Here is a 23,517-nt window from a genome sequence, read left to right on the forward strand (position 1 = left end):
TTATTTCTGTACATACAGGCAAGCTTCCAAGAGGCTAATCTGAGTATCAGGTTGATGGAAAACTGGCTTGAGCTTCCTGAAAGCTGAGCGCAAAGAAAATTATTTCCAGAGCACTGAACGATGGAAAATAGACGCCATCTGGTGCGGTTCTATTTCGTATTAGTGCCGGCACTAGCTCCCGGCGGCGCGCGGTTCCGGGCGGCGGGGTGCGTTCGCCGGCCTGGGGCCGCGCGTGCTCCTGATCGCCCGGCGGAGAAGCCAGGCCGCGCCGCCAAACGCTGCCGCGCCAGCAAGGCCAGCCAGCAGCGGGATGGCAAGCAGATGGAGCGGCCACTGCGTTCCAGTCAGCTGCAAGGGGCCGCGCACTTCCAGGCGTTTGGCGGCAAAGGTCGCGCTCGGCAGATCGTGGCTGGCGGCAAGGTCGCGCAGGGCCGTGGTGAAAACATAGGCGGGCGCGTGATCGTTCTGGAGGCGCGTGATCGGAACGCCGCCAAGCTCAGGCGGCAGGCTTGCCGCTGCTTGTTCGGCGCCATTGCCGCCGGGGAGCAGCAGCTGATCCATGGCCGGCAGGGTGTGCGCGTGCCAGCGCGGCACAATCTGCAGGCCGTGCTGCGAAATGACCGACTCGCCAGCGGCGACGGTGGCAGTTTGGTAGGCCGACGACATCTGGTACACATCGTCTATCGCGCCAAGATCGGCTTCGCTGACGCCATTGTAGAGCCAGACGCCCGCCTGAGGCTTCGGCCAGTTGAAGGCCAGATTCAGCAGCAGAATGCCGTCCGCCGCCTCGGTTGCATATTGCGCCATGTGCGTGCTGGCCGCAAACGGCGACGCGGGGTAGCGCAATGCCCGCGCAACTTTGCCGGCAACGGCTGGCCCGTTTCGGCGCGCAATGACATGCAGGGTGGCATCAACGCCCGAGGTAATTCCGCCCGTTGTGATCAGCATCCCCGCGTCGATGTAGCGTTCGCCGCGCTGCCAGCGCGCGGCAGGGTAGGTGCGCTCCAGGCGGTCAATATCGCCCCAGTGCGTTGTGACGGTTTTGCCGTCGATCAGCCCGCTTGCGGCCAGCACCTCGGCGCCCGTGCACCACGAAAAGACCACCGTCTGCCCCTGCCCATGCTGGCGCAGCCAGCCACGCACGGGCGCATTCTGCGGTTTTTCCGTGTCGCGGATAGCCGGGACGACGATCATGTCGGGGCTGCGCCCGAGCAAGGCCGCAAGCTCCGCGAACGAATAGTGCGGCAGCACATCCACGCCGCCAGTAAGCGTGCGCAATTCCCGCGTTTCGGCCACGGCATAGACGTTGTACGCGCCCGACTCGGCGAACATGGCATAGGGAAGAAGAAAATCCGAGCTGACGGTGCGTGTGTTGCCCAGCACGATTGCGACTGTTGGCTTGCGCGGGTCGAAGCTGGGCGCGGGCGCATGGGTCAGCGTGGCGCCTAACCCTGCTGGCGGGCCAGAGATCAGCAACTCCGCCCCATTGACGAAGCCAACTGTCGCGGCCAGCGCAATCGCGGCCAGGGCCGAAAGGGTGTAGCCAATTGCCCAGAACGTTTGCCGCAGTGGTTTGTTCATCATAGTTCCTCTGTGTGCATCATTACTTTGGAAAATAAATTTCCTGTACTCAGCTTTCAGGGAGCTCAAGCCAGTTTTCCTTCAATCTGGTAGCCAGATGAGCTTCCTGGAAGCTTGCCCGTTGTATGAAATAACTTATTTTCCAGAGTAATCATGCGCTTTCAGCGCAGGGATTAGGGGAACAGGGATTGGTAAATGCAGTGCTAATGGGCATAGCATAGCCGGGCAAGGGGTGGAACTGCACGCAACCAAAGGTGGGGAAATGGGTGGATTCTTCGTGCTGGGTGGGGAAATTAGAGCAGATGCAGGTCGCGCGCCAGCGCAATCGCCTCCGTGCGGCTGCGCACCCGCAGCTTGCTGAAAATGCTGTTGGTATGGGTTTTGACGGTACTGACGGCGATCACCAGCAGGCGCGCTACTTCGGCGTTGGATTTGCCGCTGGCGATCAGGCGCAGCACCTCCAGCTCGCGCGCGCTGAGTGGCTCGATCAGCGCCTCGGGGGAAGGGAGATTGCGCGGCTGCGGGGCGGGAGAAAGGTTGGTCGCTTGCTTCGCGCTTTGTTCTTCTGGCTCGGGGAAAGCCGCCAGCAGCCGCGCCACGTAGTCGGGCGCAACCCCGCGTGCCTGCGCGGCCCCGAGCAGCGCCGCCATTGCCGGCCCTTCATCCACAAAGCGGCGCACAACACCTTCGGGCGCGGCCAGCGCGAGGGCGCGCTCAAGTGTTTGCAGCGCCTGATCACGCATTTCCTGCGCCCATTCTGCCAGCGCGCCCACGAGCAGTATGTCCAGTACACTGCCCCAGCGCGCCTTTGCTTCGGCATCGGCCAGCAGCCGACCGAGCAGTTCGGCCGCCTGCGGCAGCCACGCGCCGCCCTGCGCGACCCAGACCCGCGCCAGAATGAGGTTTTCCGCTTCGCGCGAGAAGCTGAGCGCGCCCGTTGCCCAAAGGCCGCTCGCGTTTGCCCAGGCGGCAGCCGCGCCGAGGTTGCCGCGTGCCAGCGCGAGCTGGGCCTGCGCCGCAATGCCACGCGCAATCAGGTGGGGGGCAAAGCCGCGCTGGCGGGCCAGATTGGTGCAGCGTTCCAGCGTGCGCTGCGCGGCGGCATGCTGCCCCTGCGCCTGCTGGATGCGCGCCAGCGTCAGGGAAGCAAGCGCCACATCTTCGGCGTCCACCGCCAGCCGGCCAGCCAGCTGCTCGATCGCCTGGGCGATGTGCTGTTCCGCCGCAGCCAGGTCATTCCACTCGTACAACACCGCGCCCAGGCCGGCGTAATAGGCCGGGCCTTCGAGCAGCAGCGGCTCGTCGGGCTGGGATGCGATTGTTGCCATTTCACGGTAGGTTGCCGCAGCGGCGTGGAGGCGGCCCTGCAGCACCTGCAGCCGCGCCAGGTTGGTGATCGCCGCCAGCCGCCCCAGCAAGTTATTGGCGGCCCCGAACGGCGCGATCACCGCGATTGCGCGCTGTTCCGCTTCCTCGCGCACGTCGCCGCTGATGCGGAAAGCCCGCGCCATATGCAGTGTGGCAATCGTGCGCGCAATCGTTTCGGTTTCGGGCAGCACGCGCAACACCTCGTGGGCAAACGCCACACAGCCGGCCAGGTCGCCAGTGTAGCGGGCGATATTCGCCCGAATCGCCGCCGCCCGGCCCTCGATAAGCTGTTTCTGCTCGGCGGGCGATTCGGGCTGAATGCTGCGCTCGGCGTCTTGCAGGCGCGCCTCGGCGGCGGCCAGCTGATTCGTGAACAGCAGCGCCAGCGCGTGGACGGTGCAGAGCAGCGGGCGAGCGCAGATCAGCGCATCGGGCAGAGCATTCAGCCAGCCCAGCACCGCCCCCACCTGCCCGCCGACAATTGCGCGCAGGCCGTGCTGCTCCACCAGGTCGGCCACGGACGCGGTATCTGCCGCGCTGAGCGCGTGCTGCACCGCTTCGGCAAGCAGGCCCTGCCGCGCATACCACGCGCTGGCGCTACGATGCAGCCGTGCCACCGTTTCCGCCGATGCGCCGCTCGTCAGGCGGTGCCGCAGCGCATCGGCGAACAGATGGTGGTAGCGATACCACTGGCGCTGCTCGTCGAGCGGAACCACAAATAAGTTGCCCTGCTCAAGCTGATCCAGAATGATCTGGCTGTATGACTGGGGATGCGGGGATAAGGGTTGGGGGTTGGGCGAGCGAATGCCATCCCAGCCCTTTACATCGCTGCCCCCAAGCCCCAGGATCGCATCACAGAGCGGGCCGCACATCCGATCAAGGATCGCGGTATGCAGCAGAAAGGTCTGGATATGGGCCGGCTGGCGCGCAAACACCTCGGCGGCAAGGTACTCGCCAACATAGCGATTGCTACCAGTAAAGGCGCGAATAAATCCGCTGCGATCGTGGCTGCCGCGCATGGCCAGCGCCGCAAGCTGCAGCCCGGCCACCCAGCCCTCGGCGCGCGCTGCCAGCGCCGCAAGGTCGTCAGCATCGAGCGCCAGGCCCATCACTTCATTCAGAAAGGCCGCGCCCTCGTCGGCAGTGAAGCGCAAATCGCTGGCACGGAGCTCGGTTACTGCGCCGCGGGCGCGCAACTGCGCAAGGGGCAGCGCGGGAACGCTGCGCGTGAGGATCACGAGGTGCAGGCGCGGCGGCAGATACTCGATCAGCCATGCCAGCGTGTCGTGAATTGCAGGCGCTGTGATCGCATGGTAATCGTCGATCACCAGCGCCACGTCGCAGTCGGGCAGGGCGCTGGCGGCGAAGGCGTTGAGCACGCCCGTGAGGATGCGCTGGAGTGGCGGCGGCTGCGGCGACTGGAGCAGGGCCAGCGCGGTTGCGCCAGCGCCAGGCGCAAGCGTCTCAAGCGCGGCGATCAGGTAGCTCCAGAATTGCAGCGGGTCGTTATCCGCCCGGTCGAGCGAGAGCCAGGCAAGCGGCAGCGCGCTGCCAGCGGCGCTCGCGCGCCAGGCGCTGAGCAGCGTGGTTTTGCCGAAACCGGCTGGCGCGGCTACCACGGTTAGTTTTTCGCGCAGGCCCGCCGCCAGGCGGTCGAGCAGGCGCGGGCGGGCGACGAGGTTGGCGCGGGCGGGTGGCACAAACAGCTTGGTGGCGAGCAGGCTGGCGGGCAGGGCGGCAGCGGGTTCGGGTTCGGCTGTGGAAGGAGGTGCTCCGGCTGCCGCCAGCGTGGCAGCGGCGCGGTTCAGCCGATCGAGGGTGAGATCGGGCGCTTTGCCGAGATACACCCGATGAAGCGATCCGTGGGCGGTGCGGTAGGCCTTCCAGTAGCCGCTGCCACGCGCCTGCCGCTCCTTGCGGGCCGTGAAATGCCCGAATGAGCTCCTGAACGCGAACGTGGTCGCTTCTTCCAGCCAGGCAAACCAGGCCGGCGTATCCACCATGATCGGGCTGGAATCGCGCTCGGCAAGAAGCAAAGTGGCGCCATCTACCTGGGCGGCCGTGCGCGCCATTCTGGTGCCCTCCGCTATAGGGTGCGCTGTGTTAGGGATGTTATGGTAGGAGTATACGGTGTGTTGGGGATGTGTGCAAGCAGCGCGATAGCCAGGGGTGTGGCGGAACTTTCTGCACAATGCTTGTTTCGCGCCCTGCCCGGCCCTAAACGACCGGGCTGATCGTACAAAGCCTCTGCGAGGCTGACGAGCAGCAGCCCTGCAAGGGCCTGGTAGTTTCAGCCCGACCGTTCACGGTCGGGTGAGCGGGTGCATGAGGCGTGGCGGCTCTTTCCAGCGGGTACCGCTCGGCAGCGCGTTACAGAAAGATCCATCGCACCCTACAGCCAGGCAGGGTCATGTCAACGTTGGAATGGGCAGCGATCTCGCTCCACCGATGACGCAGATACCAGGTCTTTTCGCTCGTCTGTGTCATCTGCGCCATCGGTGGATGGGGTTTTGGGATTGTACCGTGGCTCCAGCGGGCAGAACCAAACGCTTGCTACAGGCCACGCCGCCCTACACGAACAGCGGCTCGAAGTTCAGCCGCGCAACCTGATCGGCCAGATCGGCCTGCGACGTGCTGGCGTCGAAGCGGCTGGCCGCGTCGAGCACGCGCGGCAGCAGGGTGATGTCGCCAACGGTGTTAAGGAAGATTCCCGGCCGCGCCAGCACCCACCACACCGCCGCGTCGATCTCGTCCTGCTGCTCCAATGGCCGATACCATGTGGAGTGAGTGTGCTCCTGGCCCATCCAGGGTCGGTAGGCAATCGACTTGATCGTTTGCACGGCGACGTTGCGCTCGGCACAGGTTGCCAGCAGCGCGTCGAAATTCTCGGCGTAGTATGGGCTTTGCGCGGTGATGTAGTTATAGGGCAGCAGCACCGAGTCGAAATCGAAGCGCTGCAGGCTGCGCCGGTGCGTAGCCGCGATCTGAAGACCATGCCCAGTGACGCCAATCGCGCCGATCAGGCCCTGCTGTTTCGCTTCCACCGCCGCCTCGATCGCCCCGCCCGGGCTGAGCGCCACGTCCCAGTCGATCGGGTCGGCGAGGCTGTGCAGCTGCCACAGATCGATGTGATCGATGCCCATGCGATCCAGCGAGCGGTGCAACTGCTCTTTCGCGCCGGCAGCACGGCGCTCGCCGGTTTTGGTGGCAACGAAGAACTGGCTGCGATGGTGCTTGAGCCAGGGCGCAATGCGCAGCTCGGCGTCGCCATAGCCGGCCGCGACATCGATATGATTGACGCCATACTGCATCAGCACGTCGAGCGTCCGGTCGGCATCTTCCTGCGACACCCGGCTCAGTGCGGCGGCCCCGAAGAGCGTGCGGGTGCTCTGGTGGCCAAGCCGGCCAAATGGAAGGGTTGGAATTGCCATGATCATTCTCCTCGTTCCAGGCGAAAATTTCGTGCAATGCACCCATGATACAGCATGATATCGGATGCAGGGGAAGTGCTCGTATGCAACGGGCAAGCTTCCAGGAAGCCAGAGCAGTTTGCAGTCGGCAGGATGCAGAGGGCAGTTGCATTTTCTGCTAGAAACCAGCACTTTTGTGTGCGATTGTTCGCGCGGCGCGAATAGCGCACATGCCGCAGCCTATGCTGCTGTGTATTGCAGCGTTTGGTATAATTTTCGTGCCTGTTTCCGGCACTTGAATACTGCAAAGGTGCTGATTATGAACACACTTCTCGCCCCTACGCACATTGTTGGCATCGGCGCATCTGCGGGCGGGCTGGCATCGCTTGAAGAACTCTTCAAAGCCATGCCCACCGACAGCAGCATGGCCTTTGTGCTGGTGCAGCACCTTTCGCCCGATTTCAAAAGCCTCATGGACGACCTGCTGGCCCGCCACACCAAAATGAACATTCACCGGGTGGAAAACGCGCAGGAGCTCGAAGCCAATGCGATCTACCTCATTCCGCCGCGCCAGGTGATGACGATTGCCGATGGGCGGCTGTATTTGCAGGAGCGGGTTGGCCAGCACCTGATCCTGCCGATCGACATTTTCTTCGAGTCGCTTGCCAGCGCCGCTGGAAACAAGGCGGTTGGCATCATCCTCTCGGGCACGGGCTCCGACGGCTCGCGCGGTATTCAGGCCATCCACGAAGCTGGCGGGTTAGTGATCGCGCAATCGCTGGAGTCTGCGCAGTTCGATGGCATGCCCCGCGCGGCTATTCACACCGGCGTTTGCGATTATGTCACCACACCCAGCGAAATGCCCGCACTGCTGACCGAATACGCCCAGCACCCCGATGGCATGAACACCAACGGGAATGCTCTGCATATTGTGTGGGACGAAGGCGAGTATGCCGAGATCTTTGCGCACCTGCGGCGCGGCTACAACCTGGATTTTTCGAAATACAAACCAACCACGGTGGAGCGGCGCATCGCCCGCCGCCTGAGCTTTCACCACATGCAAAAGCTCAGCGAGTATATTCAGCTGCTGGCCGACGACCCGCAGGAGCTGGATTCGCTGTACCGCGATTTGCTGATTGGTGTGACCGAATTTTTCCGCGACTCGGCGGCATTTGCCTACCTCGAGCGCGAAATCATACCCGCCCTGTTTCGCGATGCAGCGGCCGACGGGCTGCGCGTGTGGGTGGCGGCCTGCGCCACCGGCGAAGAAGCTTACTCGCTGGCCATTCTGCTGCACCAGTATGCCGAAAAATTTCATTATCTCGGCAAGATCTCGATCTTCGCCACCGACGTTCACCGCAAATCGCTCGATATCGCCTCGCAGGGTGTGTACACCGAGCATCAGCTGCACAACGTTTCGGCCGAGCACCTGGCGCACTACTTCATGCCCGAAGGCGCGGGCAAATTCAAAGTCATCCCCGAGCTGCGCCGGCTGGTGATCTTTGCGCCGCAAAACCTGATCAGCGACCCGCCATTCACCAAGATCGACCTGGTGTGCTGCCGCAACCTGCTGATCTATTTCCTGCCCGAAACGCAGGAAAAGGCGATTGCTGGCTTCAACTACTCGCTGCGCATGGATGGCGTGCTGTTTCTGGGCATCAGCGAAGGGGTGGGGAAGTTTTCCGAAGAATTTGCCACGATCCAGTCGGCCTATAAAATCTACCGCAAAAAACACGAAGTGCGCCTGAACCTGAGCGTCAGCGATGTGCGTGGCAAGCCAACAATTCTCACGCCCTTCGACCGGCAGCGCAACTCCAAAGATTCCCTGTCGATTGACCGGCAGATCCTGCACGACTACGATCAGATCATCAGCCGCCTGGTGCCAGCGGGCGTTTTGCTCAATGAAGAACATCATATTCTGCATTATTTTGGCGCGATCGGTCAGTATCTCAAGCCGCTGGCGGGCCTGGCCGAGTCCGATTTCACACAAATGGTGACGGAAGACCTGCACCTAGCGGTGAGTGTGGCCTTGCAGCGCGCCCTGACCCTCAAGGGCCATTTCTCGATGCCCAGCATCCCGCTGCCCCAGAAAGAAGAAGGCCAGCGTGTCGATATCGGCGTCGATTGCATCCCTTACGAAAAAACCAACGCACTGCATTTTCTTGTCACGTTCAGCCCGGTGAAATCGCCAGAACTGCTTCCATCGATCTCCGACCCCACAGCGATGGTGGAAAACCTGAATACCACGCAGACCCTGCAGACGCATATCGCCGAGCTCGAGCTCGATTTGCAGTTTGCGCGCGAAAACCTGCAGGCCACGGTGGAAGAGCTGCAAACCAGCAACGAAGAGCTGCAAGCCACCAACGAAGAGCTGCTGGCCGCCAACGAAGAGCTGCAAAGCACCAACGAAGAGCTGCACTCGCTCAACGAAGAGCTGTATACCGTCAATGCCGAGTACGAAAAGAAGAATGCCGAGCTTCAGGCGCTCAACGAGGATCACGTGCACCTGCTGGCCAGCCTGGATGTGGGCGTGGTCTACCTGGATGAGCACCTGACCATTCGCAAGTTCAACCCGGCCAGCGCCACTTCCTTCAAGCTCATGCCGCAGGATGTGGGCCGCCCGATCGACCACATTGCCTACCAGCTCACCGATCAAAAAGAAATGATGGCAAATATCCAGACGGTGCTGCAAACCAGCCAGAAGATCGAAACCGAGCACCAGACACAGGACGGCACATGGCTGCTCCAGCGCATCCTGCCCTATGTCGACAACAAACAAGAGGTAAAGGGCGTCATCCTCACTTTTACCGACGTTACCAACCTCAAAAGCAACGAATCCAAACTGCGCACCCTGTTCGAGCTGCTGCCGGTGGGCGTGACGATCCTCGACAAAGACCGGCACGTGGTCGAAGTCAACCAGGCCATCGAAAAGACGATTGCGCTGAGCCGGGCCGATTTGCTTGGCGGGAACTTTGGGCAGCGCAGCTATATTCGCGCCGATGGCACAGCCATGCCCGCCAATGAATTTGCCTCGGCGCGCGTTATCGCGGAGCAAACGCCAGTGTACAACGTCGAAACAGGTATCAGGAAGGAAGATGGCGCGACTGTCTGGACGAATGTCAGCGCCGCGCCCCTGCCCGACGGCGGCCTGGTGGTGGTGACGGCCGATATCACCGAGCGCAAACGCTCGGAGCAAGCCTTGCTGCGCTGGGCCGAAATTTTCCGCAATGTGGCCTGGGGCGTGGTGGTGAGCAGCGCCGATGGCACAACGCTGGAGCAGATGAACCCGGCCTTTGCCGCGATGCACGGCTGGAGCGAACAAGAGCTGATTGGCGCGCCGATTGCCAGCGTGTTTACGCCCGAGGCGTGGGCGGAAACCCCGCGCCATATTGCGATTGCGCACGAACAGGGCCGCCACGCATTCGAAACCACCCACGTGCGGCGCGATGGCTCGGTGTTCCCCGTTTCGTTAGATATTGTCGCGGTGAAAGACGCCGCCGGGCAGGTGCGCTACCGTATTGTCAGCGTTCAGGATCTGACTGACCAGAAACGCGCAGAGGCCGAACAAAAGGAAAGCGAAGCGCGCCTGTCAACGATCATCAACTCGGCGATGGATGCCGTGATCAGTGTCGATGAACGGCAGCATGTCATTGTGTTCAACCCTTCCGCCGAAGCGATTTTCATGTATAAAGCCGACGAAATACTAGGCAAGCCGCTCGATACGCTCATCCCCGCCCGCTTTCGGAAAACACACTACGCGGATGTAGCCGCTTTCGGCAAAACGCTCGTGACCCAACGCAGCATGGGCAGCCTGGGTACGCTATGCGGCCTGCGCAGCACCGGCGAAGAATTCCCAATCGAGGCTTCTATATCGCACACCGAGCGCAATGGGCAGCATTTCTCCACCGTCATCCTGCGCGACATCACCGAGCGGCATTTGGCCGAGGCAAAGCTCCGCGAGAGCGAAGAGAAATATCGCGGCCTGCTGGAAAGCCTCGACAACTCTGTGGTGATGGTCGATGCCGATGGCCGTTTTATCTTTGCGAATGATGAAGCGGCCAGGCAACTGAGCGGCAGCGCCAACGACATTATCGGCAGAACAATGGACGAGCTTTTCCCCGAACGCTATGCCGACACGCAAATGGCCGCAGTGCGCCAGGTCTTCCGCGATGATACGGCCCTGCTGCTGGAAAGCCAGAGTTTTGCAAGCGGCAGCGTGCGCTGGTATCGCACCACCATCCAGCCGCTGCACGACGATGCAGGGAATGTTACTTTTGCCCTGATCAACGCCACTGATATCACCAACCTCAAAAATGCCCAGCAAGAGCTGGAGGAACTGAACCGCACCCTTGAGCAGCGTGTGGAAGAGCGCACTGCTGAAGTGCGGCAGGCCAGCCTCGCCTTGGAGCAGGCCTCGCGCGCGAAGGACGCTTTTCTTGCCAACATGAGCCACGAGCTGCGCACCCCGCTCAATGGCATCCTGGGCAGCTCGGAGATCCTGCTGGCCGGGTATCGCGGCCCGCTGAATGAGCGCCAGCGCAACTTCATTAGCACAATCGATTCGAGCGGCCGGCATTTGCTGAGCCTGATCAACGACATTCTCGACCTTTCGAAGATCGAAGCCGACAAGCTGGAGCTGCATCTCGAGTCGGTATCGGTTGCGGAGATCTGCCAGGCGAGCGTGGCATTCGTCAAAGAGCTGGCCGCGAAGAAGAGCCTGGAAGTGGATATTGTGATCGATGCGGGCCTGAGCCGCATGCAGGCCGACCCACGCCGCCTGAAGCAGATTCTGGCGAATTTGCTGAACAACGCCGTGAAATTCACCCCTGCTGGGGGGCGCATCACCCTTGAAGCGCGACACAACGCGGAAAAAAGCGCTGCCGAGCTGTGCGTGATCGACACAGGGATTGGCATTTCGCCCGAAAACCAGAAGCTGCTGTTTGCGCCATTTACCCAGGTCGATACCAGTATCAGCCGAAGCTACGAGGGCACTGGCCTGGGCCTGACCCTGGTGAAGCGCCTGACCGAACTTCACGGTGGCAGTGTGTCGCTCCAAAGCGAAGAGGGCAAGGGCAGCCGCTTCACGGTTTCATTGCCCTGGAGCGAAGCTGCGGCGGAAGCAGTTGCGCCAGGGACCACCAAGGGCGATATCGATCATCACGCCCCTTCTTCCATCATCGATCAGAAAAACAAAGCGACTATCCTGCTGGTCGAAGACAACGCCACCAACATGCTCACCATCGTCGATTACCTGGATGCGCTGGGCTATAGTGTTGTGACGGCAAGCGACGGCCACGAGGCGCTGGCCAAAGCTGCCACAAGCGCCCCGGATGTGATTCTGATGGATATTCAGATGCCGCATATGGATGGCCTGGAAGCCACGCGCCGCCTGCGCGATGACCCACAGTTTGCCGCCACTCCAATCATTGCGCTTACCGCGCTGGCCATGCCCGGCGACCGCGAACGCTGCCTCGATGCGGGCGCGAACGAGTATCTGAGCAAACCCGTCAAGCTCAAGTCGCTGGCGTCCATGATCGAGCGTTTGCTGGGGTAGTGCGCGCCGTGCGAAAGGATCGAAAGCAGTTCATGGTCATTGTGCTGAATGGCGTTTCAAGCAGTGGGAAGAGTTCGGTGGCGCGTGCCTGCCAGGATGCGTGGGCCACGCCGCTGCTGCACCTGGGCGTCGATACCTTCGTCGACATGCTGCCCGAGCGATTTTGCGGCGAAGGGCCCGAAGCGCGCTACGGCCTGCAATTCGTGCCAACCCAAACGCCCAGCGGCCCCACAACCGAAATTCGCCAGGGGCCGTATGCGAAGCGCTTGTTCGCGGGGATGGTGGGGGCGATTGGCGCGCTTGCCCGCGCTGGCAACGACATCATTCTCGATGAGGTGCTGTTTGGCGACGCGCTGCTGAAGGCCTATGTGCGCGAACTGCGCGGCCAAACGGTTTATTTCGTCGCGATCACATGCCCGCTGGCGATCGTCGAGCAGCGCGAGCGCGAGCGCGGCGACCGCTTTATCAACTCAGCGAAAGCCCAGTTCCCGCTGGTTCATGGCCCCACCCGCGCCTATGATCTCGAGCTGGATAGCTCCCAACACTCCCCACCGCAGCTCGCCCGCACGATTCTGGCGTATGTTGCGGCCACCCCCGTGCCGCAGGGCTTTGTGGCGATGGAACGCGCGTTTGGCGTTTCCTAACGGCAGAAGCCCCATATTGCCTCACTACTACATCCAGCCGTTTGAATCGCGCGTACATGCTGCACCGGCATTGTTTCGCACAGGAGGCCAGCATGGACGCGCAAACGCAGCCTTTGGTCGCGCTGGTGACGGGCGCGAGCCGCGGGATTGGGCGCGAAGTTGCCAACCAGCTCGCGCAGGCAGGGATGATCGTTCTGCTCACCGCGCGCACTGTTGAGGGTGCCAGCGCCGCAAGGCAGCAGGGCGGCGCGGCGCTCGACATTCGGCCCTGCGCGCTCGACATCACCGACGAAGTAAGCATTCAGCAGCTTGCCGCCACGGTCGAACGCGATTTCGGGCGGCTCGACGTGCTTGTCAACAACGCCGCCGCCGTGGTCGACTGGTCGGAAACGGCGCTCGCCGCCGACCTCAACGCCACGCGCCAGCTGTTTGAAACCAACCTGTTTGGAACATGGCGCATGTGCCAGGTGTTTGCGCCGTTGCTGCGGCGCAGCGCGCACGGGCGCATGGTGCTGGTTTCCAGCGGCGCAGGATCGCATGGCGACGAGCAATTCGGCCTGACGACCAATCGCGGATCGGTGGCCAGCTATGGCATTTCCAAAGCCGCCCTGAATGCGCTTGTCGCCAAGCTGGCGGCCGAGCTTGAAGGCAGCGGCGTGCTGGTCAACGCCGTGTGCCCGGGACTCACCGCAACCGCCCCCGGCATGGAGGCGTTTGGCGCGCGCCCGATCCCCGAAGGCGCAGCCAGCGTGGTGTGGGCCGCAACGCTGGGCGACGATGGCCCGAATGGCGGCTTTTTCCGCGATGGCAAGCCGCTGCCCTGGTAGCAGTGCATCGTTCGAACAGCACAGATCCATCCTGAAAATCGCGAAGCACGCATCGCAGAGCGCCTCGCAACATTTTCCCAAGCCCAGCATATTCGTGTGCCTGGCAAAATCGGGCGAACCTCTTTTTTGCGTGCTATTCGGCTGGGTAGCTATACGCAGTACCCGCCGCGCTCAGCCGTGTACAACAACGCTGGCCCTAACAATACGACTAAACAAAACGAGTATAATCGCCTCTAATAACGCATAGCTCCTTTGTGAAGAATAATTTTTTGCTTTGTACGATGAGCAATCGTGCGAGTATTTCGCTGCCAGCGGAATACTTAACTACATTGCAAAAATCCAGCAGGTTTCTGCTTGCTTCGTGTATGGAACCGTTTGAGTATGTAGGATGATCATGATGTCAAAATCGCGCCTCGTTGCCCTAATTGTTTTGGTTCTGCTGAGCGCAAGCTCAATCGGCGAAACGCGGGTACAAGCTTTCGCCACAACCCCTGCGCCTGCAACCCCTACGCCCGCGCCGATCGCGCGCGATCAGGCGCCCGATTCACCCGAACGCCCACCACTGGCAGCGCCAGCGCAAGCCCAGGTACAAGCGCATGCCGGGCGGGGGCCATTTGCCGCGCCCCAGACAAACGATGCGCGCTTCATCCAAGACAGCGCCCCCACTATGGATGAATATCGCTATGTGACAGGCAGCCCAATAACGTTTCCCATTCACGTCAATCGCGTGATGGGGCGCACCGATACAAACGGCTACCTGCTCGACGCTGACAAATTAATTGCCAATGGCGTCATTTCACAAAAGGCACATTTGCAGCTTCTTGTGTGGGATATTGACGAAGATTACAGCGGTTCGGGCAAAGTTCGCGAGATCGACAAGGTCTATATCAATGGTCATTATATTGGGACACTTTCTGGAGCGAATGAAACCTGGAGTGTCACGCGGCTGGATTTCGACATCCGCTTTGTAAAGTTCGCCAAACCAACCTGCCAGGAAACCGGCGATGCGCAGGGGCAGCAGCAGCTCATGGCATGCCATAGCGCGCCAATACCAGCGCAAAACACCATCCGTATCGACATAGACACAGGCAATGGTGGGGCAAACGTCTGGGCAGTTGAAGTTGACTGGGGCGTTATTTCCTTCGATGCTGCACGGCCAATTCTTTTCGTGCATGGGAAAGGCGGCAGTAACACAGGCGGTGGCTGTGGCATGCCGAACCATGTCGGTGATGGCTACGACTACTGGGATTGCAACGATCAGCGTTATTTCTTTGGCTTTCGCGGGCAGTTTTCGAATTCGGGCTACCTCACCGCAATTACCGAGAACCGCTTGGGCGGAAATGCAGCAATTCAGACAAACTCGTTAGTGTTGAAAGGCATCATTGCCGAGCTCAGGCAACGCTATGGCGTGCAGCGTATTAATATCGTCGCCCACAGTAAAGGCGGGCTCGATTCGCGCGGGTATATTTCCGATCGCAGACTCAACCCGGCGAACGACGTAGAAACCCTGGTGACGCTGGCAACGCCGCACCACGGCTCGTATCTGGCCAATGTGGCTATAGGGCTCTTCCCTATTTCGCTGCTATTTGGCGAGTTTACCCCAGCCAATTACAATCTGACCGAAGAATTCGTCGATTCTTTCAACCTCACGCATCCTGCGCGCGATGGTGTGCGCTATGTGTCGATCGCTGCTGACGCAGAATTTGCAAGAGTGCTGGCGCCCTGGCAAATTACTGCAATGCCAACGCTGAAATGGCAGATAGAAGCTCCTTTTGGCTGGGCTATTATGCGTAATGGCGGCAAATACAAGGGCGCGAACGATATTCTTGTGTCGGTGCCAAGTACTCGCTGGACTGGTATTCCCGGCCACACAGCGAAAAACTCCTTCTTCATGGGCCCATACCAGCGTAACCATCACTCGATCCGGGCGGGCGAGAAGTTGGCTGGCATTGGCGATGCAACGATTGTGAACGCCGCTAAGCAGTGGCTTGATATTAAACCTGATGCTGTAAAGCCCCAATCGGCACCCGAAGCGCAGGCCGAAGCAGAGACCGAACGCCAGACCGAACGTGCAGCGGTAGATGCAATGGCCCCCCAGGCAGCCGCAACCAGCGCGCCATCGGCGCTGACTGCGCTGAATGGCACAATTGCTCAGGGGCAAGTGCTTGCGCGACAAATCGGTATTGACTCAACGACATTTGCAAGCATTGGTCTGTTGTGGGGTAGTGGGAATATGAACCTGTCGCTGATCGACCCGAACGGGCGGATCATCAACCCTTCGATAAACGACCCAAATATTCGTTATGGTGCGAGCCGCGAAGGGAATGAAACGCATGATTTCCTGAAAGGCTACGAGATCTACTATAACATCGTGAATCCTGTTCCTGGCCAATGGAAAGCTGTTATCAAGGCTGACGCATCCTTGCCCAATGGCGCAGCACAGTGGTCGCTGCTCACCACGCAGGAAAGCTCAACCGTGCTGTCTATGGCGACCAATGTCGGGTGGCAGCGCGTAAATCAGCAGGTTATTGTCACGGCGCGCACAAGCAGCAATGGCGCGACAGTGCGGGGAACCGGGGCGCAGGCAACTATAACCACGCCGAGTGGCGCGGCTCAGGGGCTGCCACTGGTGGATAATGGCACGCTGGGCGATGCAGTAGCCAACGATGGTTTGTACAGCCGCGCATTTGTGGTTCGTGAGCAGGGCCGCTACAAAATCACGACCGAAGCTACCGGCGTCGGCCCGAATGGTGCTTTCAAGCGCAACGCCGTTGCCGAGCTACAGGTGGGGGCACCAACAGCAGTGGTACAGCCTTCTGGTTTTACCGACCAGGGCATTGATACCAATGGCGACGGATTGTTCGATGTTATCAGGGTGTATGTCCCGGTTCGCATACTTGGGCGTGCTCAGTATTTTATTTCTGGCAGCCTGTTCGACAGCACAAATCGCGAAGTTGGCTGGTCGAATGCTAATGCCGTGCTGGATGCCAGCATCACCACCATTGCCCTCGATTTCGATGCGCGAACGATCTGGCAGAAGGGCGCGCAAGGGTCGTTTACCCTGCGCGGGCTGCGCGTATTCAACGGCGCTGCCTCAACGCCGCTGCAAATCGACTATGCGGCCCAACCATATGCCACTGCGTGGTACAGCGCAAACCGGCTTGCACACGCCGCCGCAGGTCTAACAGGCACCACCACCGACATGGGTATTGACAACAACGCTAATGGAACGTTCGATACACTTTCAGTTTCACTCGGTGTCTATGTCGAGCAGGCCGGCACCTATAGCTGGAATGCCCGCCTGGTCGATACCAATGACTTCGAGTTTGGCTGGAGCAGCGCAACGCGTTACCTACCTGCCGGCCAGCAAGTGGTGATGGTCACATTCGATGGCAAAGCTATTTCGGCGCATGGCGTGAACGGGCCGTACTATGTAAAAGATTTTGCCTTCTGGGGTCCGTCGGGCTACGTTACGTCGATCAACGCGGCGAGCACGCAAGCCTATAACGCGGCAGCGTTTGAAACCGAGCCCGTAGCAGGCCAGCCGCCAGCCGCGCCACTCAATTTCAGCGCCGCAGCACTCAGCCCAAGCGAAATTGTGCTTTCGTGGAGCGATACTTCCGGCAATGAAAGCGGCTTCAGAATTTACAATGGCGGAACGCTCATTCAATCTCTTGCGTCAAACACGCAGTCGTATGTGGCAGGCGGGCTTCAGCCAAACACCAGCTACTGCTTCACCATCGACGCTTTTAATGAGTATGGCAGTTCGGCCTCTGCCGATCCAGCCTGCGCCACCACCAACCCAAACCCGCCGATCGGTGGGAATCGCCTGGTTAATAGCAGCTTCGAACAGGACGACAATCGCGACAATTTGCCAGATGGCTGGGCGCTCAACGGCAAGTTTACGCGCAGCTCGAACGTGGCACACAGCGGAAACTATGCGGCGAAGCACGAATCGAACAGCAACGCCACCTACCGGGTCTGGCAGTGGATGCCAAATATCAACCCTGGCGCGCGCTACCAATTGGAAGGCTATGTCTATATTCCACCAACCAGCGATAGTTTTGCTTTCCGGGTTGAAGTAAGCTGGTGGAGCGATGGAGGCGGCACGCTTATCAATACAGTCCCGATCCAGACGTTCACTGGGCCGACAAACGGATGGAATTTGCTTGCGGCTGATCTTGTTGCACCAGCCGGGACACAATCAGCAACCGTGCGGATGGTTGTCGATAGCTTGAATGGCCAGATTTACGTCGACGACTTTGGGTTCACGCCGCAATAAAGAGCGAGCAGCCAGCGACAGTGTGGGGTGCGCTGAAGAGCGCACCCTATGATTTTGCCACAGGAGCGTGCAGCGCAGCGCGCGCCTCAATTGCCACGCCAATCTCCCTGTACTATAATCCTCGCTGCGTTAGGCGGAGGTTTTTTGGCGCGGCATCACCGCGTTGCTTGCCACTGTAAGCCCCGCTCGATTGAACCAGCGGAGGTTACCCTATGACTGAAGCACTGAAGCTTCTGGCGATTTTCCCGCACCCCGACGACGAGACGCTTGGTCTGGGCCCGACCCTGGCGAAATATTCGGCCGAGGGCGTGGCGACCTACCTGGTGTGCGCAACACGCGGCGAGCGCGGCTGGAGCGGGCCGGAAGATGAACACCCCGGCTTTGCGGCATTGGGAAGCATTCGCGAGGCCGAGCTGCACTGTGCGGCCGAAAAACTCGGCCTGCGCGAAGTCGCATTGCTCGATTACATCGACGGCGAGGTCGACCAGGCCCCGCCACAGGAAATTATTGCGCAGCTGGTCGCGCACATCCGCCGCATCCGCCCGCAGGTGGTGGTCACCTTCTCGCTGGATGGCAACTACGGCCACCCCGACCATATTGCGCTTGCGCAGTTTGCGGCTGCGGCGCTGGTGTGCGCGGCCGATGCCGAGTATCACGACCCGAGCAATATGCCCGCATTCCGCGTATCGAAGCTGTATTACATGGTTGACTCGAAACGCCTGGTCGATGCATTCAGGTCGGCAATCGGGCCGATCGGCATGGAAGTCGATGGCGTGGAGCGCAACCATTTCGGCTGGGAAGAATGGTCGGTGACCACGCGCATCGATGCCAGCACGCATTTCGATGCGGTCTGGCAGGCGATTCTGTGCCACCGCTCGCAGCTTGCCGGCTACGGGCCAATACTCGATCTGCCGCGCGAAACCCTGCAGCGCATCTGGGGCGAAGGGACGTTTGTACGCGCCTACAGCCTGGTGAACGGCGGGCGCGCGATCGAGCGCGATCTGTTCGAGGGTTTGCGGTCGTGATCTCGCTGGTGAAGTGCAGATCAGGTAAGCCACAGAGCGCACAGAGGGCACGGAGTTTTGTTTTCTTGCTCGGTGTTCTCGGTGTTCTCTGTGGCTTAACCAATTGGTGCTTGGCTACGGTAGCGTTTGAAACATCGGAACGCCTCGGCCGCCGGGGAACAGCTCCATGACGATCGACGCGCTCCAGGCGCGGCTCGCCGCCCTTGACGAGCCCGCACTCTACGCGCCGGGCGAGTTCCAGCGCCGCGCCGACGCGCTGGATGCGCTTGCAAGCGACATCATCGACGAGATCGACGCACTGCTGGCCTACCCGGCGCAGCCGCGCCCGTTGCGCGCGCTTCGGCAGGCCGCCGAGCAGCTTCAGCAGCGCCTGCTGGCCGCCGACGCGCAGCTCTGCCACGAGTTGCGGGCGCGCATTCGTGGCGGCTTACGGGGCGCGCCGCTGCGGGAAATGATCGAACAGCTTGCCGGCCTGCCACCCGCCAGCGCGCAGGGACGCGCGATTTACGGCTACGACCGGCTCGACCGGCTGGTGAGCGGCATTCTCGACGCCGACGCACTGCCCGCGCCACGCCGCGCCCCCGAAGCCGAAATGATCCTCAACCAGCGCACGCCCGCCCGGCTGGTCTTCGAGCTAGTACAGCGCGCCGCGCTCGGCCCAGGCGATGGCTTCTTCGACATTGGCGCGGGCACCGGGCATGTGGCCACGCTGGCGCACCTGCTGAGCGGCGCGGCGGCGCGGGGCGTGGAGTTCGAGCCGGCGTTCTGCGAGTATGCGCAGGCCCGCGCCGCCGCGCTGAGCCTGACTGACGTTACGTTTCTCAACGCCGACGCGCGCCACGCCGACTACGCGGCCGGCACGATCTTCTACCTGTTCACGCCCTTTGAGGGCGCAATGCTGCGCGCGGTGCTCCATCGCCTGCGCGAGCGCGCCGGTCGCGGCCCGATCCGCCTGGCGACCTATGGCGCGTGTACCGGCGTCGTCGCGCAGCAGGGCTGGCTTTCGGCGCCGAGCCCGGCCGAACCGGGTAGCTACCGGCTCGCGCTGTTCAGCAGCCTAAGCGAAGAGAAGATCAGTTGAGCCACAGAGCGCACAGAGGGCACTGAGTTTTGTTTTCTTGCTCGGTGATCTCCCTGTGCTCTGTGGCTCTGTCGCTTGACCTTCGACTGTAAAAGCCCTTCCCACCTCCATCAAATGGCGGATTGACCCCACCCCACCGCCGTGCTACGCTGCAACGGTTTGTGCTCCCGCAACACGCTTCCCCAAACGAAAGAAAAGCAATGCACGCCTCCACAGCGCCCTATGGCGGTTTTCTCCGCACGTATCTGGCACCGCAGCGCACACGCATGGTCGTGCTGGCCGCGCTGATGCTGGCCGATCTGGCCTTGCAGCTTGGCCTGCCGCGCGTGGTGCAAACCTTTATCGACCGGGCGATGGCGGGCAGCGACCTGCGCACCCTGCTGGGCATTGGCGTGGCCTATTTCATTGTTGCGCTGGCCCAGAGCTGGACGCTGGTGGGCTGCCAGTATGTGGCCCAGAATGTCGGCCTGACCGCCACCAACCGCATTCGTGCCGACCTGACGCTGCACTGTTTACGGCTCGACATGGGCTTTCATACGCAGCGCACGCCGGGCGAGATGATCGAGCGCGTGGATGGCGACGTGGGCAAGCTCGAAAACTTCCTGTCGCAGTTTCTTGTGCAGGTGGTGCTGAATGGCCTGCTGCTGCTTGGCGTGCTGGTGCTGCTCTCCCTGATCAACTGGCGGGTGGGGCTGCCAAGCGCGGTGAGCGTGCTGGTTGCTGCGGGCAGCGCGCGCCTGCTGACGAAGCGGCTGGCTCGCTACAGCATCAGGGAGCGCCAGGCCAGCGCCGAGCTGTTTGGCCTGCTGGAAGAGCGCCTGTCGGGCACCGAAGATATTCGCGCCAATGGCGCGGTGGGCTATGTGCTGCGCCGCCACGTCGAGCGCTCGCGGCAACTGTTTCGCGCCGGCGTGGCGCGGGCCGCCTGGGGCGTGGTGAGCTGGCGCTCGCTGAACATGGCCATCACGATTGGCGGCATTCTTTCGCTGATCATTGGCGCGTTCCTCGCGCTCGACGGCGCGATTACCGTTGGGCAGGTATATCTTATTTTTGCCTATACCAACATGCTCAATCGCCCGGTGGAAGAACTGATGCGCCAGCTCGACGATTTACAGCAGGCGACCGCCAGCATCGGGCGGGTGCAGGAGCTGTTCGCCACTGCCCCGCAGATCGCGGATGCCAGCCCACCCGCGCGCCTGCCCGACGGGCCGCTGTCGGTTGAGCTTGGCGCGGTGAGTTTCGCCTACCCCGGCGACGCGCTGGTGCTGCGCGACGTCGATGCGCTCCTTCCGCCGGGCAGCGTGCTTGGCGTGCTTGGCCGCACCGGCAGCGGCAAAACCACGCTCACGCGCTTGCTGCTGCGCTTGTACGACCCAACGGCGGGCGCGGTGCGCCTGGGTGGCGTCGATCTGCGCCAGGTGCCGAACGCCGATCTGCGCGCGCGCGTGGCCGTTGTGACGCAGGACATTCAACTATTCAGCGCAACCGTGCGCGAAAACCTAACCTTTTTCGACACCGGCATCTCCGACGCGCAGATTTTGGCCGCGCTCGACACGCTGGGCATGGGTGAATGGCTGCGGGCGCTGCCCAACGGCCTCGATACGCTGCTGGCTGCCGGCGGCGCGGGCCTGTCGGCCGGGCAGGCGCAGCTGCTGGCCTTTGCGCGCGCCTTTCTGCGCGACCCGGGGCTGGTCATTCTCGACGAAGCATCGTCGCGGCTCGACCCCGCGACCGAGCGGCAGCTTGAACAGGCGCTGCGCCAGCTCCTCCATGGCCGCACCGCCATGATCATTGCCCACCGGCTGGGTACGCTCGAACGCGTCGATCAGCTGCTGATTCTGGAAGACGGCCAGGTGATCGAGCAGGGAGCACGCGCCGCGCTGGTACGCGACCCCGGCTCACGCTTTGCGCAGCTCCTGCGCGTCGGCATGGACGACATGCTCAGCTAGAAGAGGCAGGAATCGTTATGTCCACACAAGCACGCCCGTCGACAATTCGCTCGTCGTGGTGGTACATCGCCCGCCTGATCGCGTTTCGGCCCGGGCGGTACCTGCTCAGCGCGGCTGGCATCATGAGCTTCTACCTGTGGCCGCTGGTGCCGGGCATTTTCATCCGGCGCATCTTCGACATGCTTTCGGCCCACATGCCGCTGACGAACGACACGCGCGCCACGCTCTGGGCGATTGCCGGCGTGCTGATCGGCGTGGCGGCTGTGCGCTCGGTTTCGGTGCTGGCCTACCCGTTTGGCGAAAAAGCCGCCATGCTGGTGGCCGAAACCCTGATGCGGCACAACCTGCTGCGTGCGATCCTCGGGCGGCCGGGCGCGACCCCCTTGCCGCCGGGCTCGTCGCCAGGCGAGGCCGTGAGCCGCCTGCGCGACGATATGGCGCATATCAGCGTGTTTATGACCTGGACAGCCGACCCGGTTGGGCAGCTTCTGGCCTTTGGAATTGCCTTTGTCACGCTGGCGCGGATCGACCTGCGCATTACGATTTTCGGCTTTCTGCCACTGCTCGCCATTCTGGCATTCGTGAACGCGCTCAACACGCGCATTCGGCGCTACCGCAAAGCCAACCAGGAATCGATTGGGCAGGTGACGGGCCTGCTGGGCGAGCTGTTTGGCGCGGTGCAGGCGGTCAAGGTCGCGGGCGCGGAAGCCCACGTGGTGGCGCACCTGCAGCGCGCCAGCGAGGCCCGGCGCATGGCGGCCCTGCGCGACCAGCTGCTCACCAACCTGATCAACGCAGCCTCGTTTGGCGCAACGAATATTGCCACCGGCGTGCTGCTCATTCTCGCCGCGCAGTCGCTGCAATCGGGCCAGATCACGGTAGGCGATTTTTCGCTGTTTGCCGCGTACCTGAGCTGGCTGGCGACGGTGATGGGCATGGTTGGCGGCTATGTGACGCGCTACCAGCAGGTGGGCGTGTCGTTGCAGCGCGCCGTCGAGCTGTTGCAGGGCGCGCCGGCCGGCCTGCTGGTGCAGCACGACACCGATGTGCGCATGCGCGGCGCGCTGCCAGAGCCGGCCGCGCCAGCCCACAACCAGCGCAACGCCCTCGAAACGCTGCGTGTAAGCGGGCTGAGCTATCGCTACCCCAGCAGCGGCCAGGGCATCGAAGACATGAATTTCAGCATCGAGCGCGGGCAGTTTGTGGTGGTGACCGGGCGGATCGGCAGCGGAAAGAGCACCATGCTGCGGGCGCTGCTGGGCTTGCTGACGCCACAGGCCGGCGAGGTCTGCTGGAATGAGCGGCGGGTTGACGACCTCGGAACCTTCATGGTACCGCCGCATGTGGCCTACACGCCGCAGGTGCCGCGATTGTTTAGCGAAACCCTGCGCGACAACCTGCTGATGGGCATGAGCGCGGGCGAAGGGTCGGGCGACGAACGGCTCGAAGCGGCGCTGCACCAGGCCGTGCTTGAGCGCGACGTGCCACGGCTGGAACACGGGCTGGAAACGCGGGTTGGGCCGCGTGGCGTGCGTCTTTCGGGCGGGCAGGTGCAGCGGGCAGCGGCTGCGCGCATGTTTGTGCGCCGGGCCGCTCTGCTGGTGTTCGACGACCTGTCGAGCGCGCTGGATGTCGAAACCGAGCGGCTGCTGTGGGAACGACCGTCAGCAGTCAGCAGTCAGCAGTCAGCAGTCAGCAGTCAGCAGTCAGCAGTCAGCAGTCAGCAGTCAGCAGTCAGCAGATGACCCACTGCCAGCTGCCGACTGCCAACTGCCCACTATTCTCGCCGTCTCGCA

11 protein-coding genes are annotated in these 23,517 nt (G+C 62.0%); 8 read left to right on the plus strand and 3 right to left on the minus strand.

Annotated elements, in window-relative coordinates; translation table 11 throughout:
- Positions 1-171 precede the first annotated feature (171 nt).
- The 3 genes from M1P90_RS13145 to M1P90_RS13155 all read right to left on the minus strand — a co-directional run bounded on the left by M1P90_RS13145 (position 172) and on the right by M1P90_RS13155 (position 6,380).
- Positions 172-1,584, minus strand: coding sequence for a DJ-1/PfpI family protein (locus M1P90_RS13145; protein WP_483703108.1), 1,413 nt, complete (start codon positions 1,582-1,584; stop codon positions 172-174).
- Between the two features lie 290 nt (positions 1,585-1,874).
- Positions 1,875-5,021, minus strand: coding sequence for a winged helix-turn-helix domain-containing protein (locus M1P90_RS13150; RefSeq protein WP_483703109.1), 3,147 nt, complete (start codon positions 5,019-5,021; stop codon positions 1,875-1,877).
- A 498-nt stretch (positions 5,022-5,519) separates the two neighbouring features.
- Positions 5,520-6,380 carry an aldo/keto reductase gene (locus M1P90_RS13155; protein ID WP_483703110.1) on the minus strand — a complete coding sequence of 287 codons (861 nt, stop codon included), beginning with the start codon at positions 6,378-6,380 and terminating at the stop codon, positions 5,520-5,522.
- A 298-nt stretch (positions 6,381-6,678) separates the two neighbouring features.
- On the opposite strand from M1P90_RS13155, the gene M1P90_RS13160 reads away from it, so the two are divergent.
- From M1P90_RS13160 to M1P90_RS13195, 8 genes are all read left to right on the plus strand, one after another.
- The gene (locus tag M1P90_RS13160; protein WP_483703111.1) at positions 6,679-11,913 is read left to right on the plus strand and encodes a PAS domain S-box protein; all 5,235 of its coding nucleotides are present in this window, start codon (positions 6,679-6,681) and stop codon (positions 11,911-11,913) included.
- A gap of 8 nt (positions 11,914-11,921) precedes the next feature.
- Entirely contained in the window at positions 11,922-12,557 is a 636-nt protein-coding gene (locus M1P90_RS13165) for a chloramphenicol phosphotransferase CPT family protein (protein WP_483703112.1), read from the plus strand.
- A 92-nt stretch (positions 12,558-12,649) separates the two neighbouring features.
- The gene (locus M1P90_RS13170; protein WP_483703113.1) at positions 12,650-13,384 is read left to right on the plus strand and encodes an SDR family NAD(P)-dependent oxidoreductase; all 735 of its coding nucleotides are present in this window, start codon (positions 12,650-12,652) and stop codon (positions 13,382-13,384) included.
- A 394-nt stretch (positions 13,385-13,778) separates the two neighbouring features.
- A complete protein-coding gene (locus M1P90_RS13175) occupies positions 13,779-17,666 on the plus strand; it encodes a choice-of-anchor X domain-containing protein (protein ID WP_483703114.1) in 3,888 nt (1,295 codons plus the stop codon).
- Positions 17,667-17,878: 212 nt separating this feature from the next.
- Positions 17,879-18,691: a PIG-L deacetylase family protein gene (locus tag M1P90_RS13180; RefSeq protein ID WP_483703115.1), complete on the plus strand. Its 813-nt coding sequence runs from the start codon at positions 17,879-17,881 to the stop codon at positions 18,689-18,691.
- A gap of 166 nt (positions 18,692-18,857) precedes the next feature.
- Positions 18,858-19,772 carry an SAM-dependent methyltransferase gene (locus tag M1P90_RS13185; RefSeq protein ID WP_483703116.1) on the plus strand — a complete coding sequence of 305 codons (915 nt, stop codon included), beginning with the start codon at positions 18,858-18,860 and terminating at the stop codon, positions 19,770-19,772.
- 200 nt (positions 19,773-19,972) lie between these two features.
- Complete coding sequence (locus tag M1P90_RS13190; RefSeq protein WP_483703117.1) at positions 19,973-21,721, plus strand: ABC transporter ATP-binding protein; 1,749 nt, start codon at positions 19,973-19,975, stop codon at positions 21,719-21,721.
- A gap of 17 nt (positions 21,722-21,738) precedes the next feature.
- Positions 21,739-23,466 carry an ABC transporter ATP-binding protein gene (locus M1P90_RS13195; RefSeq protein WP_483703118.1) on the plus strand — a complete coding sequence of 576 codons (1,728 nt, stop codon included), beginning with the start codon at positions 21,739-21,741 and terminating at the stop codon, positions 23,464-23,466.
- The last annotated feature ends 51 nt before the right edge of the window (positions 23,467-23,517 follow it).

This window comes from Kouleothrix sp. 19917 (assembly GCF_057073505.1).

Bases quoted from the DNA above. Each gene is read 5' to 3' on its own strand.
- M1P90_RS13170 (WP_483703113.1), top strand. From the start codon at position 12,650: ATGGACGCGCAAACGCAGCCTTTGGTCGCGCTGGTGACGGGCGCGAGC.
- M1P90_RS13150 (WP_483703109.1), bottom strand. From the start codon at position 5,021: ATGGCGCGCACGGCCGCCCAGGTAGATGGCGCCACTTTGCTTCTTGCC.
- M1P90_RS13190 (WP_483703117.1), top strand. From the start codon at position 19,973: ATGCACGCCTCCACAGCGCCCTATGGCGGTTTTCTCCGCACGTATCTG.
- M1P90_RS13185 (WP_483703116.1), top strand. From the start codon at position 18,858: ATGACGATCGACGCGCTCCAGGCGCGGCTCGCCGCCCTTGACGAGCCC.
- M1P90_RS13180 (WP_483703115.1), top strand. From the start codon at position 17,879: ATGACTGAAGCACTGAAGCTTCTGGCGATTTTCCCGCACCCCGACGAC.
- M1P90_RS13145 (WP_483703108.1), bottom strand. From the start codon at position 1,584: ATGATGAACAAACCACTGCGGCAAACGTTCTGGGCAATTGGCTACACC.
- M1P90_RS13155 (WP_483703110.1), bottom strand. From the start codon at position 6,380: ATGGCAATTCCAACCCTTCCATTTGGCCGGCTTGGCCACCAGAGCACC.
- M1P90_RS13160 (WP_483703111.1), top strand. From the start codon at position 6,679: ATGAACACACTTCTCGCCCCTACGCACATTGTTGGCATCGGCGCATCT.
- M1P90_RS13175 (WP_483703114.1), top strand. From the start codon at position 13,779: ATGATGTCAAAATCGCGCCTCGTTGCCCTAATTGTTTTGGTTCTGCTG.
- M1P90_RS13195 (WP_483703118.1), top strand. From the start codon at position 21,739: ATGTCCACACAAGCACGCCCGTCGACAATTCGCTCGTCGTGGTGGTAC.